Source organism: Herbaspirillum sp. GCM10030257, from assembly GCF_042666555.1.
Classification (GTDB): Bacteria; Pseudomonadota; Gammaproteobacteria; order Burkholderiales; family Burkholderiaceae_D; genus Noviherbaspirillum.
The window spans coordinates 85,935-103,712 of the sequence record NZ_JBHTDH010000003.1; the positions used below are offsets into that span (position 1 = coordinate 85,935).

Annotated in this window: 17 protein-coding genes; 5 read left to right on the forward strand and 12 right to left on the reverse strand. The window is 57.5% G+C overall.

Annotation, left to right across the window (positions count from 1 at the left end):
- Positions 1-2: 2 nt before the first annotated feature.
- Positions 3-983 (reverse strand): L-histidine N(alpha)-methyltransferase, encoded by a 981-nt coding sequence (gene egtD, locus ACFQUU_RS05125; protein ID WP_382243612.1) that lies wholly within the window; start codon positions 981-983, stop codon positions 3-5.
- A 232-nt stretch (positions 984-1,215) separates the two neighbouring features.
- On the opposite strand from egtD, the gene ACFQUU_RS05130 reads away from it, so the two are divergent.
- The 5 genes from ACFQUU_RS05130 to ACFQUU_RS05150 all read left to right on the forward strand — a co-directional run bounded on the left by ACFQUU_RS05130 (position 1,216) and on the right by ACFQUU_RS05150 (position 8,483).
- Complete coding sequence (locus ACFQUU_RS05130) at positions 1,216-1,881, forward strand: ABC transporter ATP-binding protein (RefSeq protein ID WP_382243615.1); 666 nt, start codon at positions 1,216-1,218, stop codon at positions 1,879-1,881.
- Positions 1,878-4,412 (forward strand): FtsX-like permease family protein, encoded by a 2,535-nt coding sequence (locus ACFQUU_RS05135; protein WP_382243618.1) that lies wholly within the window; start codon positions 1,878-1,880, stop codon positions 4,410-4,412. The genes ACFQUU_RS05130 and ACFQUU_RS05135 overlap by 4 nt, the downstream gene beginning before the upstream one ends.
- The gene (locus ACFQUU_RS05140; RefSeq protein ID WP_382243621.1) at positions 4,412-5,605 is read left to right on the forward strand and encodes a lipocalin-like domain-containing protein; all 1,194 of its coding nucleotides are present in this window, start codon (positions 4,412-4,414) and stop codon (positions 5,603-5,605) included. The genes ACFQUU_RS05135 and ACFQUU_RS05140 overlap by 1 nt, the downstream gene beginning before the upstream one ends.
- Positions 5,602-7,389 (forward strand): ABC transporter transmembrane domain-containing protein, encoded by a 1,788-nt coding sequence (locus ACFQUU_RS05145; RefSeq protein ID WP_382243624.1) that lies wholly within the window; start codon positions 5,602-5,604, stop codon positions 7,387-7,389. The genes ACFQUU_RS05140 and ACFQUU_RS05145 overlap by 4 nt, the downstream gene beginning before the upstream one ends.
- Positions 7,390-7,508: 119 nt before the next feature.
- The gene (locus ACFQUU_RS05150; protein WP_382243627.1) at positions 7,509-8,483 is read left to right on the forward strand and encodes a thymidylate synthase; all 975 of its coding nucleotides are present in this window, start codon (positions 7,509-7,511) and stop codon (positions 8,481-8,483) included.
- Between the two features lie 144 nt (positions 8,484-8,627).
- Here the strand turns inward: ACFQUU_RS05150 and ACFQUU_RS05155 are convergent, their stop codons facing one another.
- The 11 genes from ACFQUU_RS05155 to ACFQUU_RS05205 all read right to left on the reverse strand — a co-directional run bounded on the left by ACFQUU_RS05155 (position 8,628) and on the right by ACFQUU_RS05205 (position 17,771).
- On the reverse strand, positions 8,628-9,101 hold the full coding sequence (locus ACFQUU_RS05155) for a protein-disulfide reductase DsbD N-terminal domain-containing protein (RefSeq protein WP_382243629.1): 474 nt from the start codon (positions 9,099-9,101) through the stop codon (positions 8,628-8,630).
- Positions 9,102-9,290: 189 nt separating this feature from the next.
- Positions 9,291-9,626: a copper-binding protein gene (locus ACFQUU_RS05160; protein ID WP_382243632.1), complete on the reverse strand. Its 336-nt coding sequence runs from the start codon at positions 9,624-9,626 to the stop codon at positions 9,291-9,293.
- Positions 9,627-9,647: 21 nt separating this feature from the next.
- Positions 9,648-10,091, reverse strand: coding sequence for a DUF411 domain-containing protein (locus ACFQUU_RS05165; protein ID WP_382243635.1), 444 nt, complete (start codon positions 10,089-10,091; stop codon positions 9,648-9,650).
- 2 nt (positions 10,092-10,093) lie between these two features.
- A complete protein-coding gene (locus ACFQUU_RS05170; RefSeq protein ID WP_382243638.1) occupies positions 10,094-10,618 on the reverse strand; it encodes a plastocyanin/azurin family copper-binding protein in 525 nt (174 codons plus the stop codon).
- Between the two features lie 32 nt (positions 10,619-10,650).
- The gene (locus tag ACFQUU_RS05175; RefSeq protein WP_382243641.1) at positions 10,651-12,048 is read right to left on the reverse strand and encodes a multicopper oxidase family protein; all 1,398 of its coding nucleotides are present in this window, start codon (positions 12,046-12,048) and stop codon (positions 10,651-10,653) included.
- A 13-nt stretch (positions 12,049-12,061) separates the two neighbouring features.
- Positions 12,062-13,498 (reverse strand): TolC family protein, encoded by a 1,437-nt coding sequence (locus ACFQUU_RS05180; RefSeq protein WP_382243644.1) that lies wholly within the window; start codon positions 13,496-13,498, stop codon positions 12,062-12,064.
- 10 nt (positions 13,499-13,508) lie between these two features.
- Entirely contained in the window at positions 13,509-13,841 is a 333-nt protein-coding gene (locus ACFQUU_RS05185) for a hypothetical protein (protein WP_382243647.1), read from the reverse strand.
- A 104-nt stretch (positions 13,842-13,945) separates the two neighbouring features.
- Positions 13,946-14,389: a hypothetical protein gene (locus ACFQUU_RS05190; RefSeq protein WP_382243650.1), complete on the reverse strand. Its 444-nt coding sequence runs from the start codon at positions 14,387-14,389 to the stop codon at positions 13,946-13,948.
- A gap of 205 nt (positions 14,390-14,594) precedes the next feature.
- Complete coding sequence (locus tag ACFQUU_RS05195) at positions 14,595-14,801, reverse strand: DUF3820 family protein (protein WP_382244572.1); 207 nt, start codon at positions 14,799-14,801, stop codon at positions 14,595-14,597.
- A 15-nt stretch (positions 14,802-14,816) separates the two neighbouring features.
- Positions 14,817-15,272, reverse strand: coding sequence for a Cu(I)-responsive transcriptional regulator (gene cueR, locus ACFQUU_RS05200; RefSeq protein WP_382243653.1), 456 nt, complete (start codon positions 15,270-15,272; stop codon positions 14,817-14,819).
- Between the two features lie 30 nt (positions 15,273-15,302).
- Positions 15,303-17,771: a heavy metal translocating P-type ATPase gene (locus tag ACFQUU_RS05205; protein ID WP_382243656.1), complete on the reverse strand. Its 2,469-nt coding sequence runs from the start codon at positions 17,769-17,771 to the stop codon at positions 15,303-15,305.
- Positions 17,772-17,778: the final 7 nt, after the last annotated feature.

Consider the following 17,778-nt stretch of genomic DNA (forward strand, 5'->3'; position numbering starts at 1 on the left):
TTCTATGCGACGCGCGCATGGCAAACCAGGAACCAACCGCGCTCGTCAGTCCACGTCTGCGCTGCTGCAAAGCCCGCGCGTTCAAGCAACTGCAAAAAGCCCTGGCGCGTGTACTTGTAGCTGCTTTCGGTATGGATGCGCTCGCCTTCCGCGAACCGGCGCACCCCGCCCGGCCAGCGCACGGTGACGTCGCTACGGGCTTCAAGATGCATTTCAATGCGGCTCGCCGATTCATTGAAGCAGCCTACGTGGCGCCAGTCACGTACATGAAAATCGGTACCGATCAGGGTATTGAGATGCAGCAGCAGGTTCAGGTTAAACGATGCGGTCACGCCTAGCGCGTCGTCATACGCCGCGGTCAGGATATCCTTGTCCTTGATCATGTCGACGCCGATCAGCAAGCTGCCATCGGACTGGCATGCTTCACGGATACGACCGAGTAAGGTTGCGGCTTCGATGGGCGAAAAGTTGCCTATCGATGAGCCGGGGTAAAAGAAAAGCCGCTTTTCCCGCCGCACCACAGGCGGCAATTCCATTGTGCTGGAAAAGTCCATGCCGATACCCGTCATGCGAATCTGCGGAAAACGCTGTCGCAAGCTCTCTACCGCATCTTTCAAAAACCCAACGGAAATATCGACGGGGACGTATTGCAGGGGCTGCAGATAAGGAAAAAGCTGCGCCGCCTTGGCGCAGTTACCCGCCCCAAGATCGATCAAAGTCGATCCGCGGCCGGTTGATTTTGCGATGTCATGCAACCGGGCATCGAATATCGCTTTTTCGGTGCGGGTCGGGTAATACTCGGGCAGTTCACAAATTGCCTCGAACAGTTTCGAACCCAGGGCGTCATAAAGAAACTTGGGCGATGTAGCCGGCTGCTCAGCCAGCAAGCCAGCGGTCAATTCCGCCCGAATGGCGTCATCGTCCCTCCGGTACAGTTGTATGAAGCCGCTATGCGGCAAGTCCGGAGAATTTAGTGGCGCCATGGAATCAGCAATAGTAGATTGCCCATCGGACAGAGCGGGCGGTGAGGGATGAGCGGCAAGGTTTTTAGCTATCATAGTGAACACTTCCCGTCTGTTTTTGAGCCGACACAAGTCTTTTGAGTATATCGATATGCTGATAATGCGCTTATAAGCTTACAAGGCAGAAGTTAGGTACGGCACGCCGTGTTTGTTCTTTGACGACGCATTTCTGGAAAACAACTACAGACTCTTCATGCTGATATTACGCGAGCTTACGAAATCGTACGCAAATGGGCGCCAGATCTTAAACGGATTGAATTACACACTTGAGGCAGGCGAGTATGTCGCAGTAATGGGAGAGTCGGGTGTCGGTAAGTCGACTTTGCTGAACCTGATTGCCGGACTTGACACGCCGGACCGGGGGCGCATAGAGATCGACGGCGTTGATATCGCTTCGCTCAGTGACGATGAGGCGACGCTGTTGCGACGTCAGAAATTCGGCTTCGTGTTCCAGGCATTTCTTATTCTGCCCCATCTCTCGATTGCACAAAACGTGGCGCTTCCTCTGCTGCTTAACGGGATTACCGATCGCAGCGCTGAACATATGCTGGAGGCGGTTGGACTGGGAGGACGCGGGCGCGATTTTCCGCGTCAGTTGTCCGGCGGTGAGATGCAGCGTGTCGCGATTGCCCGCGCCCTGATTCACCGGCCGAAACTGGTGCTTGCGGATGAGCCGACCGGCAATCTCGATCCGGATACCGCCAACGATGTCTTGCGCCTGCTGCGCGAGGAGATCAAGCAGAACGGCGCATCAGCCATCATCGTTACCCATTCACAAGCAGCAGCAGCCAGCGCCGACCGGGTTCTCGAATTGACGAAGACCGGCCTGCACCCCATGGCGACGAGACAACAGGGATGAGGCCACGCCGGATACCTGCGATTTTTCAGAGTCTGCTGCTCGGCGAGTGGCGCGCCCATCCAGTGCGCGCGCTTGTCGCCGTGGCCGCAATTGCCATCGGCGTCGCACTGGGTTTCGCCATTCACCTGATTAACGCAGCTGCCTACAACGAGTTTTCAGGTGCCATCAAAAGCCTGTCCGGCCAAGCTGACCTGCAGGTACGTGGCACGCAAGGACTCATGGACGAAGCGGTCTATGGGCGCATTGCAGGAAAAAAGGAAGTCGCCGTTGCAAGCCCGGTACTCGAACTCGATGCGGTACTCCCCGGGCGACGGGAGTCTTTGAAAGTAATCGGCTTGGATGTGTTCCTGGCGGCTGCCATCGCTCCGGATCTGACCGGCTTGCCGGCGGAGGACCGCCCTTTCGATACGCTTGCCGATGACGCGGTGTTTCTTTCGCCGGCCGCGATGGAATGGCTCAATCTTCGGCAGGGCGATCGTCTTGAGGTGCGTGTCGGCACGCAGTCCGTTTCACTGCGCGTCGCTGGCGGACTGGTGCGTGCGCGTCCGGGCCAACGTCTCGGCGTCATGGACATTGGGGCGGCGCAGTGGCGGTTTGCACGTATCGGCAGTTTGTCCAGGGTGGACATCAAACTGGCCGCAGGGGTTGATCGTGACGCCTTTCGTGCAACACTGACCCGTGAACTGCAACCGGGCTTTCTGGTTACCCAACCGCAGGATGAAGAAGCGCGCACCGCCAACATGTCGCGCGCCTATCGCGTCAACCTCAATGTGCTGGCCCTGGTCGCTTTATTCACCGGTGCCTTCCTGGTGTTTTCAACACAGGCATTGTCTGTCATTCGACGTCGAAGCCAACTTGCCTTGCTGCGGGTGGTCGGTATGACGCGACGGCAAGTCCTGTTCCAGATTCTGCTGGAAGGAAGCATTCTTGGTGTATTGGGTTCGCTGCTCGGCCTCGCTGGCGGATATGCCATGGCGGCAACCGCGCTGCGACTGTTCGGCGGCGATCTCGGAGGCGGCTACTTCCCGGGTGTGCAGCCTACCGCGCAATTTGCGCCACTGGCGGCAGTGATGTTTTTTCTGCTCGGTACGGCCGCCGCGATGCTCGGTTGTATGGCCCCCGCGTGGGAAGCGGCACGCGCCCGTCCGGCGCAGGCACTCAAATCGGGAGCGGAAGACGCGGTACTGACACGACTGTCCACACCATGGCCGTCACTCGCCTGTATTGCTATCGGTGCCGGAATGACTCGCCTTCCACCGGTCTATGAATTGCCGGTTTTTGGTTACCTGGCGATTGCCCTGTTGCTGATCGGAGGAATCGGCCTGATGCCGCGCCTGGCCGCATGGAGTTTTTCTCTGCTGTCCGCTGCCACGCCACAGACACTGCTGACCTCCCTTACCGTGTCACGTCTCGCCAATGCGCCGAACCAGGCATCGATCGCACTGGGCGGCATCCTGTCAAGCTTCAGCCTGATGGTGGCGATGGCCATCATGGTGGCAAGCTTTCGGGTATCGGTGGATGACTGGTTGACGCAAGTGCTGCCTGCCGATCTTTATGTCCGATCCGCAGCCGGCGGTAATACCGGCGGGCTGTCACCGGACGAACAGGCAGGAATTGCCGGGATTGCCGGTGTCCGGCAGGCCGACTTTCTTCGTCAGTCGCAATTGATCCTTGACCCGGCACGCCCTCCAGTGGCCTTGATTGCGCGGCCCATCGATACCAGCAATCCGGAAAAGATTTTGCCGCTGGTCGGTAGCGCACTGTCCGGAGACAACGCCTTGCAGGGTCGCATGCCGATATGGATTTCTGAAGCCATGGTTGACCTGTACGGATTTCAGGTTGGTGGCGAAGTGACGCTGACGCTTGCAGGAAAACCATATCGCTTCGTGGTGGCAGGCATCTGGCGTGATTATGCCCGTCAGACCGGTGCGATCCAGATGCGCTTATCCGATTATCAAAAGCTGACCGGAGACAGTATCGTCAACGACGCCGCGTTATGGCTGCAGAACGATATCGGCGTCGAACAGATTTCCGATGCGCTGAGGGGCCTGCCCTTCGGCGACGTGCTGGAGCTTGCACAGCCCAATGAAATCCGCGCAATCAGCCTGAGGATCTTCGACCGCAGCTTCGCCGTCACCTATCTGCTTGAAGCGGTGGCCGTCATCATCGGCCTGTTCGGGATTGCCGCGACCTTTTCCGCCCAGACGCTCGCGCGCGCCAAGGAGTTCGGCATGCTGCGGCATGTCGGCGTACTGCGGCGCCAGATACTCGCCATGCTGGCTGCAGAAGGTACTCTGTTAACCTTGCTCGGCATCGTGGTCGGGTTCATTCTCGGCGGTGCGATCAGCCTGATTCTGGTATTCGTGGTCAACCCGCAATCGTTTCACTGGAGCATGCGCCTGCACATGCCATGGGCATTGCTTGCCAGCGTCGCAGCCGTGCTGCTGATATCCGCCGCTGCCACAGCGCTTATTGCCGGGAGATACGCGGTATCGATGAGCGCCGTGCGCGCCGTGAGGGAGGATTGGTGATGAAATTGCGTCAGGCGTATCGTCAGCGTAACCCGACCACGGGTGTCGGTATGCATGTGGTCATGCATGTGTATCGCGTCTTGCGTGCCTGCACTGCCTTTTACCGAAACCCGCCAGGATTGTGCATCCTGCTCCCAGTCGCATTGCTGATTGGTCTTATCGGTCCGACCGCCGTTGCCGCCCCGCCGGTGCTTTCCACGGTGGTGCCAGGCAAGCCGCTCACCTTCCCCCTGGATTTCGGCTCTCATCCGGACTATCGCACCGAATGGTGGTATGTCACGGGATGGCTGGAAACACCTGACGGTAAGCCCTTGGGGTTCCAGGTCACCTTCTTTCGCTCAGCTACCGACCATGATACGGCCAACCCAAGCAAGTTCGCCCCCAGACAACTGATCATTGCCCATGCCGCACTGTCCGATCCCGCGCAAGGCAAGCTGCTGCACGATCAGAAAGCGGCGCGCGAAGGGTTTGACATTGCCTACGCCAAAGAAGGCAACACCGACGTGCGACTGGGAGACTGGCGCTTCTGGCGGAAAGAAGATGGTGCCTATACCGCCGAGGTCGATGCCCGCGACTTTGGCATCAGACTCTCCTTGCAGCCTTCGCAGGCTATCATGTTGCAGGGTGACGCCGGCTTTTCGCGCAAAGGCCCTGGCCGCGAGCAGGCAAGCTACTACTACAGCGAGCCGCATCTCAGAGTGTCAGGCACGGTGACCCGACACGGCAAAGCGGTCCAGGTCAAAGGCAGCGCCTGGCTGGATCATGAATGGTCGACCAGCGTACTCGAACAGAATGCCGCAGGCTGGGACTGGATAGGCGCCAACCTGGATGATGGCTCGTCGCTGATGGCCTTCCAGATCCGCGGCAAGAATGGCGGCACCGTATGGGCGCATGGCGCGCTGCGCGACGCCAGCGGCAAACTGACGCAGTTCAAACCCGACCAGATTCGCTTTATCCCGCGCCGAACCTGGCGCTCGCCCCGTACAGGCGCCCGCTATCCGGTCGCGGTTCGGCTGGAAGCCGGCGCGAACGTGTGGGAACTTGAGCCCCTGCAGGATGACCAGGAACTCGACTCGCGCCAATCCACCGGTGCAGTCTATTGGGAAGGTGCTGTTACACTGAAACGCGATGGCCGGCGGGTCGGACGTGGATACCTTGAATTGACCGGATACCTGAAGCCAATGAAGCTATGACAGAAAAACCCTCGCGCGAACGACAAAAGAGCAGCATCGCCACGCTGAAAGGCTTGCTGCCTTTCCTGATACCTTACAAAAAACAGTTCGGGCTGGCAGGAATTGCCCTGCTGCTGGCAGCGGGCTCGACGCTTGCCATTCCATATGCCTTCAAGCAGATGATCGATATTGGCTTCGGCGCGGCAGGCAAACAGAGCACGACCCATATCGACCTGTATTTTCTGGCGCTGTTTGGCGTGGCTAGTGTGCTGGCAATTGCCACCGCAGCACGTTTTTATATGGTGTCATGGCTGGGCGAACGGGTTACGGCTGACTTGCGCAGCGCCGTGTACCGGCACGTCGTCACGCAGAGCCCGGAGTTCTTCGAAACCACCCAGACCGGCGAAGTCCTGTCGCGACTGACCACCGATACCACGCTGATCCAGACACTGGTCGGCACCAGCATCTCGATGGCCTTGCGCAACACGCTGCTCTTCGTGGGCGGTCTTGTCATGCTGTTTGTCACCAGCGTGAAGCTGTCATCGATCATCATCGTGATGCTGGCGGCGGTGGTGCTACCTATCGTCCTGTTCGGTCGCCGTGTACGTGCCCTATCGCGCGATTCGCAAGACCGCGTGGCCGATGCCTCGGCACTGGCAGGCGAGATCCTGAATGCCATGCCGACCGTGCAGGCATTCACGCACGAGAAAGAAGAAGCAAGCCGTTTTGGCACTTCCATCGAGCTTGCCTTCAGCGCAGCGATGCGCCGTATTCGCGCCCGCTCGATGTTGACAATGATGGCGATCCTGCTGGTGTTCGGCGCAATCGTGTTTGTGCTTTGGCTGGGCGCTCACGCCGTGATCCAGGGACGGATGACCGCCGGTGAACTCGGCCAGTTCATTCTGTACGCGACCATCGTGGCCGGCGCAATCGGTGCGCTCTCGGAAGTTCTGGGAGAAGCACAACGTGCGGCTGGCGCGGCGGAACGATTGCTGGAATTGCTGGCCGTGCGATCCCCGATTCAATCGCCCTTGCATTCCGTCGCCCTACCACCGCGCACCGCCCAAGGTGCGTCGCTCAGCCTGCGCCATCTCGGCTTCCATTACCCTTCGCGTCCCCAATCCGCAGCCTTGTCGGACCTGACGCTCGATATCGGTGCGGGCGAAACAGTGGCGATTGTCGGACCTTCCGGGGCCGGTAAAACCACTCTCTTCCAGTTGCTGCTGCGGTTTTACGATCCGCAGCACGGCAGCATTCTTCTCGATGGCGTCGACATCCGCCAGCTCGACTTGCACACATTGCGTGATGCGATTGGCGTCGTACCCCAGGACACGATCATCTTTTCCGCCAATGCAATGGAAAACATCCGCTATGGCCGTAGCGATGCCAGCGACGACGAAGTCATCGCCGCCGCGAAACAAGCCGCCGCACATGAATTCATTGAACGCCTTCCGGAAGGCTATCGCTCGTTCCTTGGCGAGCGGGGTGTGCGGCTGTCGGGGGGCCAGCGTCAGCGTATCGCGATTGCCCGAGCCTTGCTGAAGAATCCACCGCTGCTGTTACTGGATGAAGCGACCAGCGCGCTGGACGCTGAATCGGAGCGGCTGGTCCAGGCCGCGCTGGAGGCCGCGATGATCGGTCGCACGACGCTGGTCATTGCACACCGGTTGGCGACGGTGCAAAGGGCCGATCGCATCATCGTGATGGAGCATGGCCGCATCATCGAAAGCGGTACGCATGCTTCCCTGGTAGCGCGAGGCGGACTGTATGCCAGTCTCGCGGCATTGCAATTTTCACAAGCATGACTGTGTTCTTATGGCTTGGTGGCGCAACATAAAGCCACCACGTTACGCGTTTGGATAACTTAAAATAGCGCAACATTCAGAAATTCAGACTCCGTCCGACTTCAACCGACCGCCGCCCCATGAAGCAATATCAAGAACTCATCCAGACCATTCTCGACACCGGAAGCTGGCAGGAAAACCGTACTGGCATCCGTACCATCAGCATCCCCGGCGCGATGATGCGCTTCGACTTGCAAAAGGACGGTTTTCCGGCGGTCACGACCAAAAAACTGGCTTTCAAGTCCGTCATGGGCGAACTGGTCGGCTTCCTGCGCGCCACCCGCAGCGCGGCCGAATTTCGCGCACTGGGTTGCAAGGTCTGGGACCAGAATGCCAACGAGAATGCGGATTGGCTTGCCAATCCCTATCGGATGGGACCGGACGACCTGGGCCCGGTGTATGGCGTCCAATGGCGTGCATGGCCGGCGTACAAGTTGCTCGATGCAGATAAACCACAGCAGATCGACGACGCGCAGAAGCGGGGCTTCCGACTCGTTTCTGCCCTCGACGACGAAGGCAAGTCGAAAGTCCTGTTGTATAAGGCCATCGACCAGTTGCGCGAATGCCTCGACACCATCATCAAGAATCCCGGCAGCCGCCGCATCCTGTTCCACGGCTGGAACTGCGCTGACCTTGACGCCATAGCATTGCCGGCCTGCCACCTGCTCTATCAGTTCCTGCCGAACGCATCGACCAGGGAAATCTCGCTGTGCCTGTATATCCGCAGCAACGATGTCGGCCTCGGTACGCCTTTCAATCTGGCCGAAGGCGCAGCCCTGCTGCACCTGGTTGGACGACTCACTGGTTACAAGCCGCGCTGGTTCACTTACTTCATCGGCGATGCCCACATCTACGAGAACCATCTCGACATGGTGAAGGAACAGCTTGCACGTACGCCGTATCCGGCACCACGCTTCGTGATATCCGATCGCATTCCGGATTACGCGGACACTGGTGTGTATGCACCCGAATGGCTGGAAAAAGTTGAACCGGGCGATTTTTCGCTGGAAGAGTATCAACATCACGCGCCGATTACGGCGCCGATGGCGGTATAGCAAACGAGGTTACTTGATCAGTAAACGATAGCCGTCGGTTCGGTGGACCAGTTATTCAGCAGCCATGGACGGCGATCAGCATTCTCTGACAATGCACTAAGTCTGCCAGCCATGCGGCAAGCCAACGAATAGCATCAAGCCGATTCAGGGCAAATTCAGGTTGACCTCCTTGTCCATCGGCGGATAGCAAACGCCAGTCTTTTCATTGCACCCCTGGTAATTGGCCGCTAGCGTAATGCTCTTCGCATTTGGCGCCCGTTCCAATGCAATCTCAGCCTGAACTGGTTTTTCGTAGGTTTCCATTCTGCCGAATGTTGGGTCGTTCTTTACCTTCCCAGGAGGCAGTTTGACCGACTTGATTGCCACGCCACGCGAGTTTTTTAGCGCAAAGCGAATTCTGTCCCTGTAGAGGTAATAGCCGTTTGCGGGGATCAGGTCTACAACCAGCGTCGTGGGACCGGAAGCCACCACCTTCAGTTTGAAGGCCAAGTCGGGCTCCAGAAGCTCTTCCTCTTTTGAGCTTGAAAAGAGATCGCTCAGCCGCTTCTGTATGCCAGGGCTTGTCGATTGCTGGGCCATGGTGAACGGATGAACCGATAAGGCAATCACCGCGAGCATCAGACATTTGGAAAGATGATGTTTCAACATTGTGTATTTTGGATTGGCAGTATGAGTGTACAAGGTTAAACGCAGGTCTTATTGCAAACGCGCGGGAGTGTCGGTTTCCGCCGTTGCCAAGACCTTGCGTTCATCATCAAAGCAGCAGGCATGATGCACGCGCGCCATGACCACATTGAGGCGCGGCGCTTACTGCTTTACCTGGATCTGTGTGACCGTAAATTTTCCACCAATTTTCTCGGCTAAAAAACTTACTTTGTCACCCTGCTTTACTTTATCGACCATCTCGGGATCTTTTACCTGAAATACCATTGTCATTGGAGGCATCTCGAGATTTTTAAGCTCGCCATGCTTGATGGTGATTTTCTTGGCGTCCTTATCGACCTTCCGGATTTCGCCTTCCGACATCTGGCCATCCGACTGCGTAGATGCGGAGTGCGCCGTAGTTTCTGACACCGCATAACTGCTGAATGAAGCCGTACCCAGGATTGCGGCAGCGAGCGCAAGTTTCGCGACAGTGTGCATTTTCGAGTCCTTTCGTTTATTTCAGTTGTAATGCTTGTAGACGGAATACTTGCCGTTGCCTTGTACCAGCATCACGTCATACGGATCGTTACGGTGCCCCTCCATACCCGGCGAACCCATCGGCATCGAAGGTACTGCCAAGCCCTTTGCCTTGGGTTTTTCCGCCAACAAGCGTTTGATTTCGGCTGCTGGCACGTGGCCTTCCAGCGCATAGCCCTGGATCAGACCGGTGTGACATGAACCAAGCTCCTTGGGGATACCAAATTTCTCTCGATAATCGGAGGGATTGGCAACGTTCTGCGCCTTAACCTTGAAGCCGTTACTCTCCAGGTGCTTTACCCATTCTGTGCAGCAGCCGCAATACTCACTTTTGTAGACTTCGATAATCGGTGCGGCTGCCGTGGCGGACAGGTGCAGAGTCAGGGCTCCGACAAGTGTGGCTTGTATTAGTAAATGCATTTTCATGACTACCCTTTCTTTACTGTGATTTTTCCAACCATCCCGGCTTCAAAATGGCCCGGGATCAGGCATGCGTAGTAATACTCGCCAGTCTTCGTAAACTGCCACACCATTTGTTCTCTCTTGCCTGGGCTGACATGCGACATATACGGCTCGTCATGCTCCATGCCGGGGTGCCTTTTCATCAGCTCACCATGCGCCTTCAGTTCGTCCATGGTGCCGATCACCATTTCGTGCATCATCTGTCCCTTGTTGGTAACGACAAACTTAATGGTCTCGCCTTCCCTGACGGTGATATCCACCGGATCGAAACGCATGGTGTCCGACATGCCGATGACAATGGTCCTCGTGACATTTTTCGGATCCCCCTGCTTACCAAATGCGTGCTCGGCCGTGGAGATGGCTGCTTTGGCATTGGCATCGGCCTTAATGTGTTTTTCTCCGGTGTGCCCATATGCCGGCGACGCACTAACTGTGACCATGAGCGACATGACGAAGGAGGAAAGAGTGTTGATTGTGTTTTGCTTGTTCATGTGATTTTCGTTGCGGTGTACGTTGATATTTTTTAATGATGTCCGCCGTGGCCGGTCGGCTTCCTTACTGTCATTTCAATATTCCCGGTGCTGTTCGCCGACGGCATTGACTGACCACCTGCCGAGCCGCTGCGGACAGGAACCGGAGTTTCTCCCGTCCATTCGTAGGCGACAGTGCCCGTCGGATGCTTATACCAACCGGGGTCCGTGTAATCACCAGGTTTCTGGTCTTTGCGCACCTTGACGACGGTGAACATCCCGCCCATCTCGACGCCCCCAAAGGGCCCTTGACCTCCCATCATCGGTAGTGTGTTGTCTGGGATGGGCATTTCCATCTCGCCCATGTCTGCCATCCCACGCTCGCCCATGACCATGTAATCCGGAACCAGCTTGCTGATCTTTTGGGCGACGCCGCGATGGTCCGCTCCGATCATGGTCGGTACGTTGTGCCCCATCGCGTTCATCGTGTGGTGAGACTTATGGCAGTGGAAAGCCCAATCGCCCAAGTCGGTGGCTTCAAACTCAATAGCTCGCATCTGTCCGACCGCCACGTCGGTTGTCACCTCTGGCCAGCGGGATTCCGGACGCGTCCATCCACCGTCGGTGCCCGTCACAAAAAACTCGTGGCCATGCAGGTGAATCGGATGATTGGTCATCGTCAGATTGCCAAACCGGATGCGCACCTTGTCGCCCTGTCGCACGTTCATCGAGTCGATGCCCGGAAAGACCCGACTGTTAAAAGTGAACAAATTGAAATCCAGCATGGTGTTCACCTTCGGCGTGAAGCTTCCTGGTTCGATGTCGTAATTGCTAAGCAGGAAAACGAAATCCCGATCTACCTTCATAAAGTCCCGGTTCTTCGGATGGGTTACCCAAAACCCCATCATGCCCATTGCCATCTGCGTCATCTCATCCGCATGCGGGTGATACATAAATGTGCCGGGTCGTTTGGCGACGAATTCGTAGACAAAGGTTTTCCCCGGCTTGATGCCTGGCTGGGTCAAACCTGTAACGCCATCCATGCCATTCGGCAGGCGTTGGCCATGCCAGTGCACGCTAGTATGTTCGGGCAGCTTGTTCGTCACAAAAATACGCACACGGTCACCCTCAACCACTTCGATGGTTGGTCCAGGCGATTGTCCGTTGTAACCCCACAGGTTGGCTTTCATGCCAGGCGCCAGCTCACGAACGACCGGCTCGGCAACAAGGTGGAATTCCTTGATACCGTTATTCATGCGCCATGGCAGCGACCAGCCGTTCAAGGTCACGACCGGATTATATGGACGCCCGTTTGGCGGTATGAGCGGCGCCTGGGTCGCGGCACCTTCCATGATGGGTGCCTCAGGGAGCGACGCTGCACCGACGCGGCTTACCATTCCTGCGCCGACCAATGCGGCGGCACCTGTAAAAAAATCTCTGCGTGAAACCATTTCCATTTCTTCCTTAGTGTTCTGCGCCGCCGGTTTCGGCAGACGCGGCACTGCGAATCCGCACGCCACTGCCATTTGTCCCGCCTGCGCCGCCCAACCCATTGATCGTAGCTTGCAGATCTGTTTCTGCAATCCAGAAGTCGCGTTGCGCCTCGATGGCCGCGTTCACGCTGGTGATCTGGTCACGGGCATCGGCAAGCAACTCAAAGACACTCGCCAGCATCCCGTTATAGCGAAGAAGGACTTCGTCGGAAATCTTCTTCCGCAATGGGACGATCTCGGCCTGATAGTGCTTTGCCAGGTCATATGTCGTGCGGTATGCGGAGTACGTCTCTCGTACCTGTGACCGTGCGCCCACAGCAATATCGGCTGTGCGATGGACCGATTGCATATACGTCGACTCTGCTTTTGCGGTACGGGCACCGCCCCAATCAAATATTGGCAGTGCAAGCTCGATTTCATAGCCGTTCGCCCGTGGAGTCCCAGTTTCGCTTTTGTTCTGATAACCCGCATCAAACACATTGATAAAGCGGGTTGCCCTGGATAAGCCAAGCGCGCTTGCCGTCGCTTCGGCATCATGCCTGGCCATTTGTATGTCGAGACGTTGTGACATGGCCAGTTGCTCTGCGTCTGTCATGTCTTCAGGAGTCTTCGGCAAGTCCGGAAGCCTGTCGCGCAGCTTGAATGCCGCACTGGGACCCCACAGTCCCAGCAGTCGCGTGAGCTGTTCACGGGCCGCGGTGGCGTTATGACGAGCGCGGGCGACCTGTGCAGTCGCCTCGGCATAGAACACTTGTTGTCGAGCCTGGTCGAGCTTGCTGAAGTTACCTACCTGCGCCAGCCGGCGTGCAAGTTCGTCGCCAGCGTCGGCGGCTGCCTGTACCTGCTCCATGTACTGAGCTGTTTGCTGCGCAGCTACCGCATTGAAATAGGCGCGACGCGTGTCAGCGGCAACCTGTACGGCTTGCGATGTGGCCTGCAGCTTGGCTTGCTCAAACCGTCGCTGCTCGATTCCGCTCCTAATCGGGATGGTCAGCAGGCCGACCAGGTCGAACATGACGCTGCGTTCGATTTCAACATCGTCGCCGCCGCGCAGACGTCCGAAGGAAAATCCGGGATTGCGCATACGGCCGGCCTGGATCAGATCGGCTTCCGCCACGCCCAACTCGGCAAAGGATGCCTGCAGACCTTTATTGTTGAGCAAGGCAACCTGTACAGCTGTATCCGCTGTCAACGGCTGTGCCAACAACTGATGGACTTGCTCGGAAATCGAACTGACGTCCCGGGATGGTTTCGAAAACTGAACATCCTGACCAGTCCGCTTACTGGTCATCGTTGAAACCGACTCCAGTCCGCCATCTTTCGAAAAAGTAGCACAACCGGTGAGAACCAAAGCAAGCAGGCCTGCCAAGGCGGACGAGCGGCCCGGCATATATTGTTTGTCAGTCATATTGCCCGCCTTAGTGATGCGTGCGATGGTCGGTACGCGTACCTTGCTTCCGGATTTCTGCATCCGCGCCATGCTCCACAACGGGTTGACTTGCATCGGCTTTGATCTGGCCGGCATGGCCTCCGAGCCTGCCCATTTCTTCATTGGCAAACCGCCAGACCTTATCCGGTGTTTTCTCTTCGTCTCTGGACGCGCGATAGCCCTTGAACGCAGACTCGTAGCCGATAACGGTGATAGGCGCGTTTGCGTCCGTCGGAGCGAACTGTACTTGGTTTTGTTGTGCAGTAGCAGTCATGGGAACGACGCCCCATACGACAACTGCAAGCCATAGCTTGGATGACATTGCTTTCCTCAAAATCGGCATTACAGACGTGCGTTGGCACGATAAACGACGTGAGCCGAAGGCAAGGCAGGCGAACAAAGCCTGCCGCCAGGCCACGGCAGCGATTAAGCGAAAAGCTGTCTTGGAGGACGTTCAAGCCCAGCAGGAATAAAGCCGGTGTAGGAAATTACAGGAGGATTGACTGCCACTTCAACGCTGCTGAATGCATGCATCAAAGACACAGTTGTTGGAGGTGCTGCGGCGCCAAAACAGCAAGCAGCGCAGGCGCTGCAATATGACGTTTTGTGAACGTGTTTGGTGTCCGATGCCGTTTCAGTTTCAGCTACATCGACGTCAGCGTCAGGCAATGCAGTATTTGCATCAGGGCTCTCATGATGATGGCTAAGAAGGGACCCGGCATCATGATGATGCTCGACACTGTTCGTCGCAATAGACGACATGTCATGGTGCTGCGGACCGCAAGACGCTTTGACGGCAGCGGCCATGCCCTGAATCGGCAGAGCGGCCATTAATAGCCAAAGCAAAAATGTCTTGAGGACACGGGTCATATAGGTAAGTCTAGAACATGTTTTTGGTTATCAAACCGCAACTCACCCCAGTATTGTAGACCTTCCCACAGGAGGAAGGTCAAGCTTTATATCCAAAGCTTGCTGGTTCAGGCCTTGGATGACTTTAGTCGTCCGAAGTTGCCGAAAAGGGCCTCGAACATCATCGACGGAGTGAAGACGCATTTCTTTTTTGAAAATGGCGACTTCAACGGAGCGGGTCGAGCAGGTGGCGCAACGCGTTGTGATCAAGCTCATACATGAGTGCAAGCAGCCGGCCCAGTTCTCCTTGCGGAAAACCTTCGCGTGCCAACCAGCCGAGATAATGCCCAGGCAGATCGCAAAGCAGGCGCCCCTTGTATTTACCATATGGCATTTCGCGTTTGACCAGCAGTTGCAGTTGTTCGTGATGCATCATACTCAGCCTGCTCTAATGTGCGCAATCGGATGCACGCCTTCCCTGCGCGTCATGCGGTTTATGCGAAGTTTCCATGCCTTCCTCATTCGCCAGCCCGAACAGGATCGGACAATCCGGTCGATCATCACCTGCACAGTTGACCGCAAGGTGTTTCAGTGTGTCGCGCATCTCCGTCAGCTCCTGGATGCGCCGATCGAGATCCGCCACATGCTCGTGCGCGATCGCCTTGACATCCTTGCTGGCCCTGCTGCCATCCTGCCAGAGGGATAGCAGGTCGCGAATCTGTTCCAGTGAAAACCCGAGCGTGCGGGCACGCTTTACAAAGCGCAGGATATGCAGGTCGTTCTCACCATACGTACGGTAGCCGGAATCGGTTCGCGTTGATGCCTTGATCAATCCGATACTCTCGTAGTAACGGATCATCTTTGCAGACACGCCGGTTGCGGTCGCAGCTTGTCCAATATTCATGTCAGTTTCCTTTCTTTTCCAGCACCGTGATCATTGCGCTTGATGAACATTCGGCCGGGTAACGGCGGCCCGGGGCTTCCAGCGGCGCAGCAGCAAAGCATTCGACACGACGCTGACGGAGCTAAACGCCATGGCGGCGCCGGCGATGACAGGATTGAGCATGCCGAATGCAGCTAGCGGAATTCCGACCAGATTATAGATAAACGCCCAGAACAGGTTCTGCCGGATTTTTGCATAGGTGCGCTTGGATATATCGATGGCGTCAGCGACCAGAACAGGATCGCCGCGCATCAACGTGATACCTGCCGTATGCATGGCAACATCGGTTCCGGTGGACATGGCGATGCCGACATCGGCCGCCGCAAGGGCGGGTGCGTCGTTGATACCATCGCCAACCATGGCGACCCTGCGACCTTGGGTTTTAAGCTGTGCAACCACATCGGCCTTATCCGCTGGAAGGACTTCCGCCCTGAATTCATGAATGCCTACGGCCTCGGCCACTGTCCGCGCACTGCCGGGGTTGTCGCCGGTCAGCATGATCGAATGCACACCCATGCGCTCGAGGCGGGCAACCGCATCGCGCGCCGACCCTTTGACGGTATCGCCGAATGCCAGCAATCCAATCAAGTGGACATCATCGGACTCGATGCGAGCCAGCCAAGAGACGGTACGGCCGGCTGCTTCATGCAACGCTGCCTGTTTTTCCAGCACCTCTGTGGATGCGCCGATTTTCTGCATCAGCCGCTTGTTGCCGAGATAGACGACGGCACCCTCGACATTGGCCTGAACACCTATCCCAGGGAGCGCCCTTGCTTCCGTCGCGGCTTTCAGTATCACCGCTTTTGCGCTGGCCGCCTGCTTTACGGCAGCGGCCAGCGGATGGTCGCTGTATTGCTGGACCGCGTACGCGAGTTCGAGGACTCCTCGTTGAACGTCGATTGCGCCAGGATCTTGCAATGCCGACTCGATCGCGACGACCGCTGGTTTGCCTTCGGTCAGTGTACCGGTCTTGTCAAAGGCTACCGCGGAAACGGCATGCGCGGTTTCAAGTGCTTCAGCATCTTTGATCAGGATGCCGTATCGGGCGGCCACACCGGTACCCGCCATGATGGAGGTCGGAGTCGCCAGTCCAAGCGCACACGGGCAGGCGATGACCTGCACGGCGACCGCATTAAGCAAAGCCTGCTGCCAGTCACCGGTCAGCCAACCCCAGGCCAGCAGCGTCACGGCCGAAACCAGCAATACCACCGGCACGAACACCGCGCTGACGCGATCGACCAGGCGTTGGATGGGCGCCTTGACGGCTTGGGCGTCTTCGACCAGCCTGATGATTTGCGACAGCATGGTGGCGCTGCCGACAGCGGTGGCTTCCAGCACCAGCAAACCTTCGGCGTTGATGGCTCCCCCCGTCACACTGTCGCCCGGACCCTTTGCGACCGGCAGGCTTTCGCCAGTAAGCAGGGACTCGTCGAGATGGCTGCTGCCTTCGACAATCCTGCCGTCGACCGGGACGCGCTCACCAGGTCGTACGACCACAATATCGGCGGTGCGAACGGCTTCTACCGGCTCCTTCAGATCCACCCCATCCCTGCGTACTGTTGCTTCAACGGCACGCAGCGATTCCAGCGCGCGCAGCGCGGCAACCGTCTGCTGCTTGGCCCTTCCTTCCAGCCACTTGCCAAGGAGGACCAGGGTAATCACGACGGCCGATGACTCGAAGTAAAGATGACTGCTGCCTTCATGACCCGCATGCTGCAAGAGTAGATACAGCGACAAGCCATATGCGGCGCTGGTACCGATCGCAACCAGCAAATCCATGTTGCCGGAACGGGCCAGCAGCGCCTTCCAGCCGGCTTTATAGAAACGTGCACCCAGCCAGAATTGCACGGGGGTCGCCAGCAGCCATTGAATCCATCCGGGCAGCATCCAGTCACTGCCGAACAGCATGCCGAACATGGGCAAAACCAAGGGCAGGCTGAAAGCGGCCGAGGCCGCCACCGGCCACCATGTCGGCCAGTCGCCTGATGGCTTTTCTTCATGCGTGTCGCGAGCAATGGACGCCTCGTAGCCGGCTTTACGCACTGCCGCGATGAGCGCTTCCGCAGTGACGCCGGCCGCCTGTACCTGGGCTTTTTCAGTTGCCAGGTTGACGCTGGCATCCTGGACACCGGGAACTTTCTTCAATGCCTTTTCCACCCGCGCGACGCAGGAGGCGCAGGTCATTCCGGTTATCGACAACGATACTGGCTCTAGGGCAACGTGATAGCCAGCCTTTTCTACCGCGCCTGTGAGCGCTTTCAGCGATATGCCAGTCTGTGCATGAACGGTCGCCTTTTCCGTAGCCAGATTCACGCTTGCGCCATTGACGCCAGGAACCTTGGCAAGTGCCTTTTCAACACGCGCGACGCAGGATGCGCAGGTCATACCTTCGACGCCGAAACTCAGTTCAGTCAGGGGAATGGCAGTGGTGGTGGGGTCAGCTTGTAATGCGGTATCCATTGGGGGC

Bases quoted from the DNA above. Each gene is read 5' to 3' on its own strand.
- egtD (WP_382243612.1), bottom strand. From the start codon at position 983: ATGGCGCCACTAAATTCTCCGGACTTGCCGCATAGCGGCTTCATACAA.
- ACFQUU_RS05130 (WP_382243615.1), top strand. From the start codon at position 1,216: ATGCTGATATTACGCGAGCTTACGAAATCGTACGCAAATGGGCGCCAG.
- ACFQUU_RS05135 (WP_382243618.1), top strand. From the start codon at position 1,878: ATGAGGCCACGCCGGATACCTGCGATTTTTCAGAGTCTGCTGCTCGGC.
- ACFQUU_RS05140 (WP_382243621.1), top strand. From the start codon at position 4,412: ATGAAATTGCGTCAGGCGTATCGTCAGCGTAACCCGACCACGGGTGTC.
- ACFQUU_RS05145 (WP_382243624.1), top strand. From the start codon at position 5,602: ATGACAGAAAAACCCTCGCGCGAACGACAAAAGAGCAGCATCGCCACG.
- ACFQUU_RS05150 (WP_382243627.1), top strand. From the start codon at position 7,509: ATGAAGCAATATCAAGAACTCATCCAGACCATTCTCGACACCGGAAGC.
- ACFQUU_RS05155 (WP_382243629.1), bottom strand. From the start codon at position 9,101: ATGCTCGCGGTGATTGCCTTATCGGTTCATCCGTTCACCATGGCCCAG.
- ACFQUU_RS05160 (WP_382243632.1), bottom strand. From the start codon at position 9,626: ATGCACACTGTCGCGAAACTTGCGCTCGCTGCCGCAATCCTGGGTACG.
- ACFQUU_RS05165 (WP_382243635.1), bottom strand. From the start codon at position 10,091: ATGAAAATGCATTTACTAATACAAGCCACACTTGTCGGAGCCCTGACT.
- ACFQUU_RS05170 (WP_382243638.1), bottom strand. From the start codon at position 10,618: ATGAACAAGCAAAACACAATCAACACTCTTTCCTCCTTCGTCATGTCG.
- ACFQUU_RS05175 (WP_382243641.1), bottom strand. From the start codon at position 12,048: ATGGTTTCACGCAGAGATTTTTTTACAGGTGCCGCCGCATTGGTCGGC.
- ACFQUU_RS05180 (WP_382243644.1), bottom strand. From the start codon at position 13,498: ATGACTGACAAACAATATATGCCGGGCCGCTCGTCCGCCTTGGCAGGC.
- ACFQUU_RS05185 (WP_382243647.1), bottom strand. From the start codon at position 13,841: ATGTCATCCAAGCTATGGCTTGCAGTTGTCGTATGGGGCGTCGTTCCC.
- ACFQUU_RS05190 (WP_382243650.1), bottom strand. From the start codon at position 14,389: ATGACCCGTGTCCTCAAGACATTTTTGCTTTGGCTATTAATGGCCGCT.
- ACFQUU_RS05195 (WP_382244572.1), bottom strand. From the start codon at position 14,801: ATGCATCACGAACAACTGCAACTGCTGGTCAAACGCGAAATGCCATAT.
- cueR (WP_382243653.1), bottom strand. From the start codon at position 15,272: ATGAATATTGGACAAGCTGCGACCGCAACCGGCGTGTCTGCAAAGATG.
- ACFQUU_RS05205 (WP_382243656.1), bottom strand. From the start codon at position 17,771: ATGGATACCGCATTACAAGCTGACCCCACCACCACTGCCATTCCCCTG.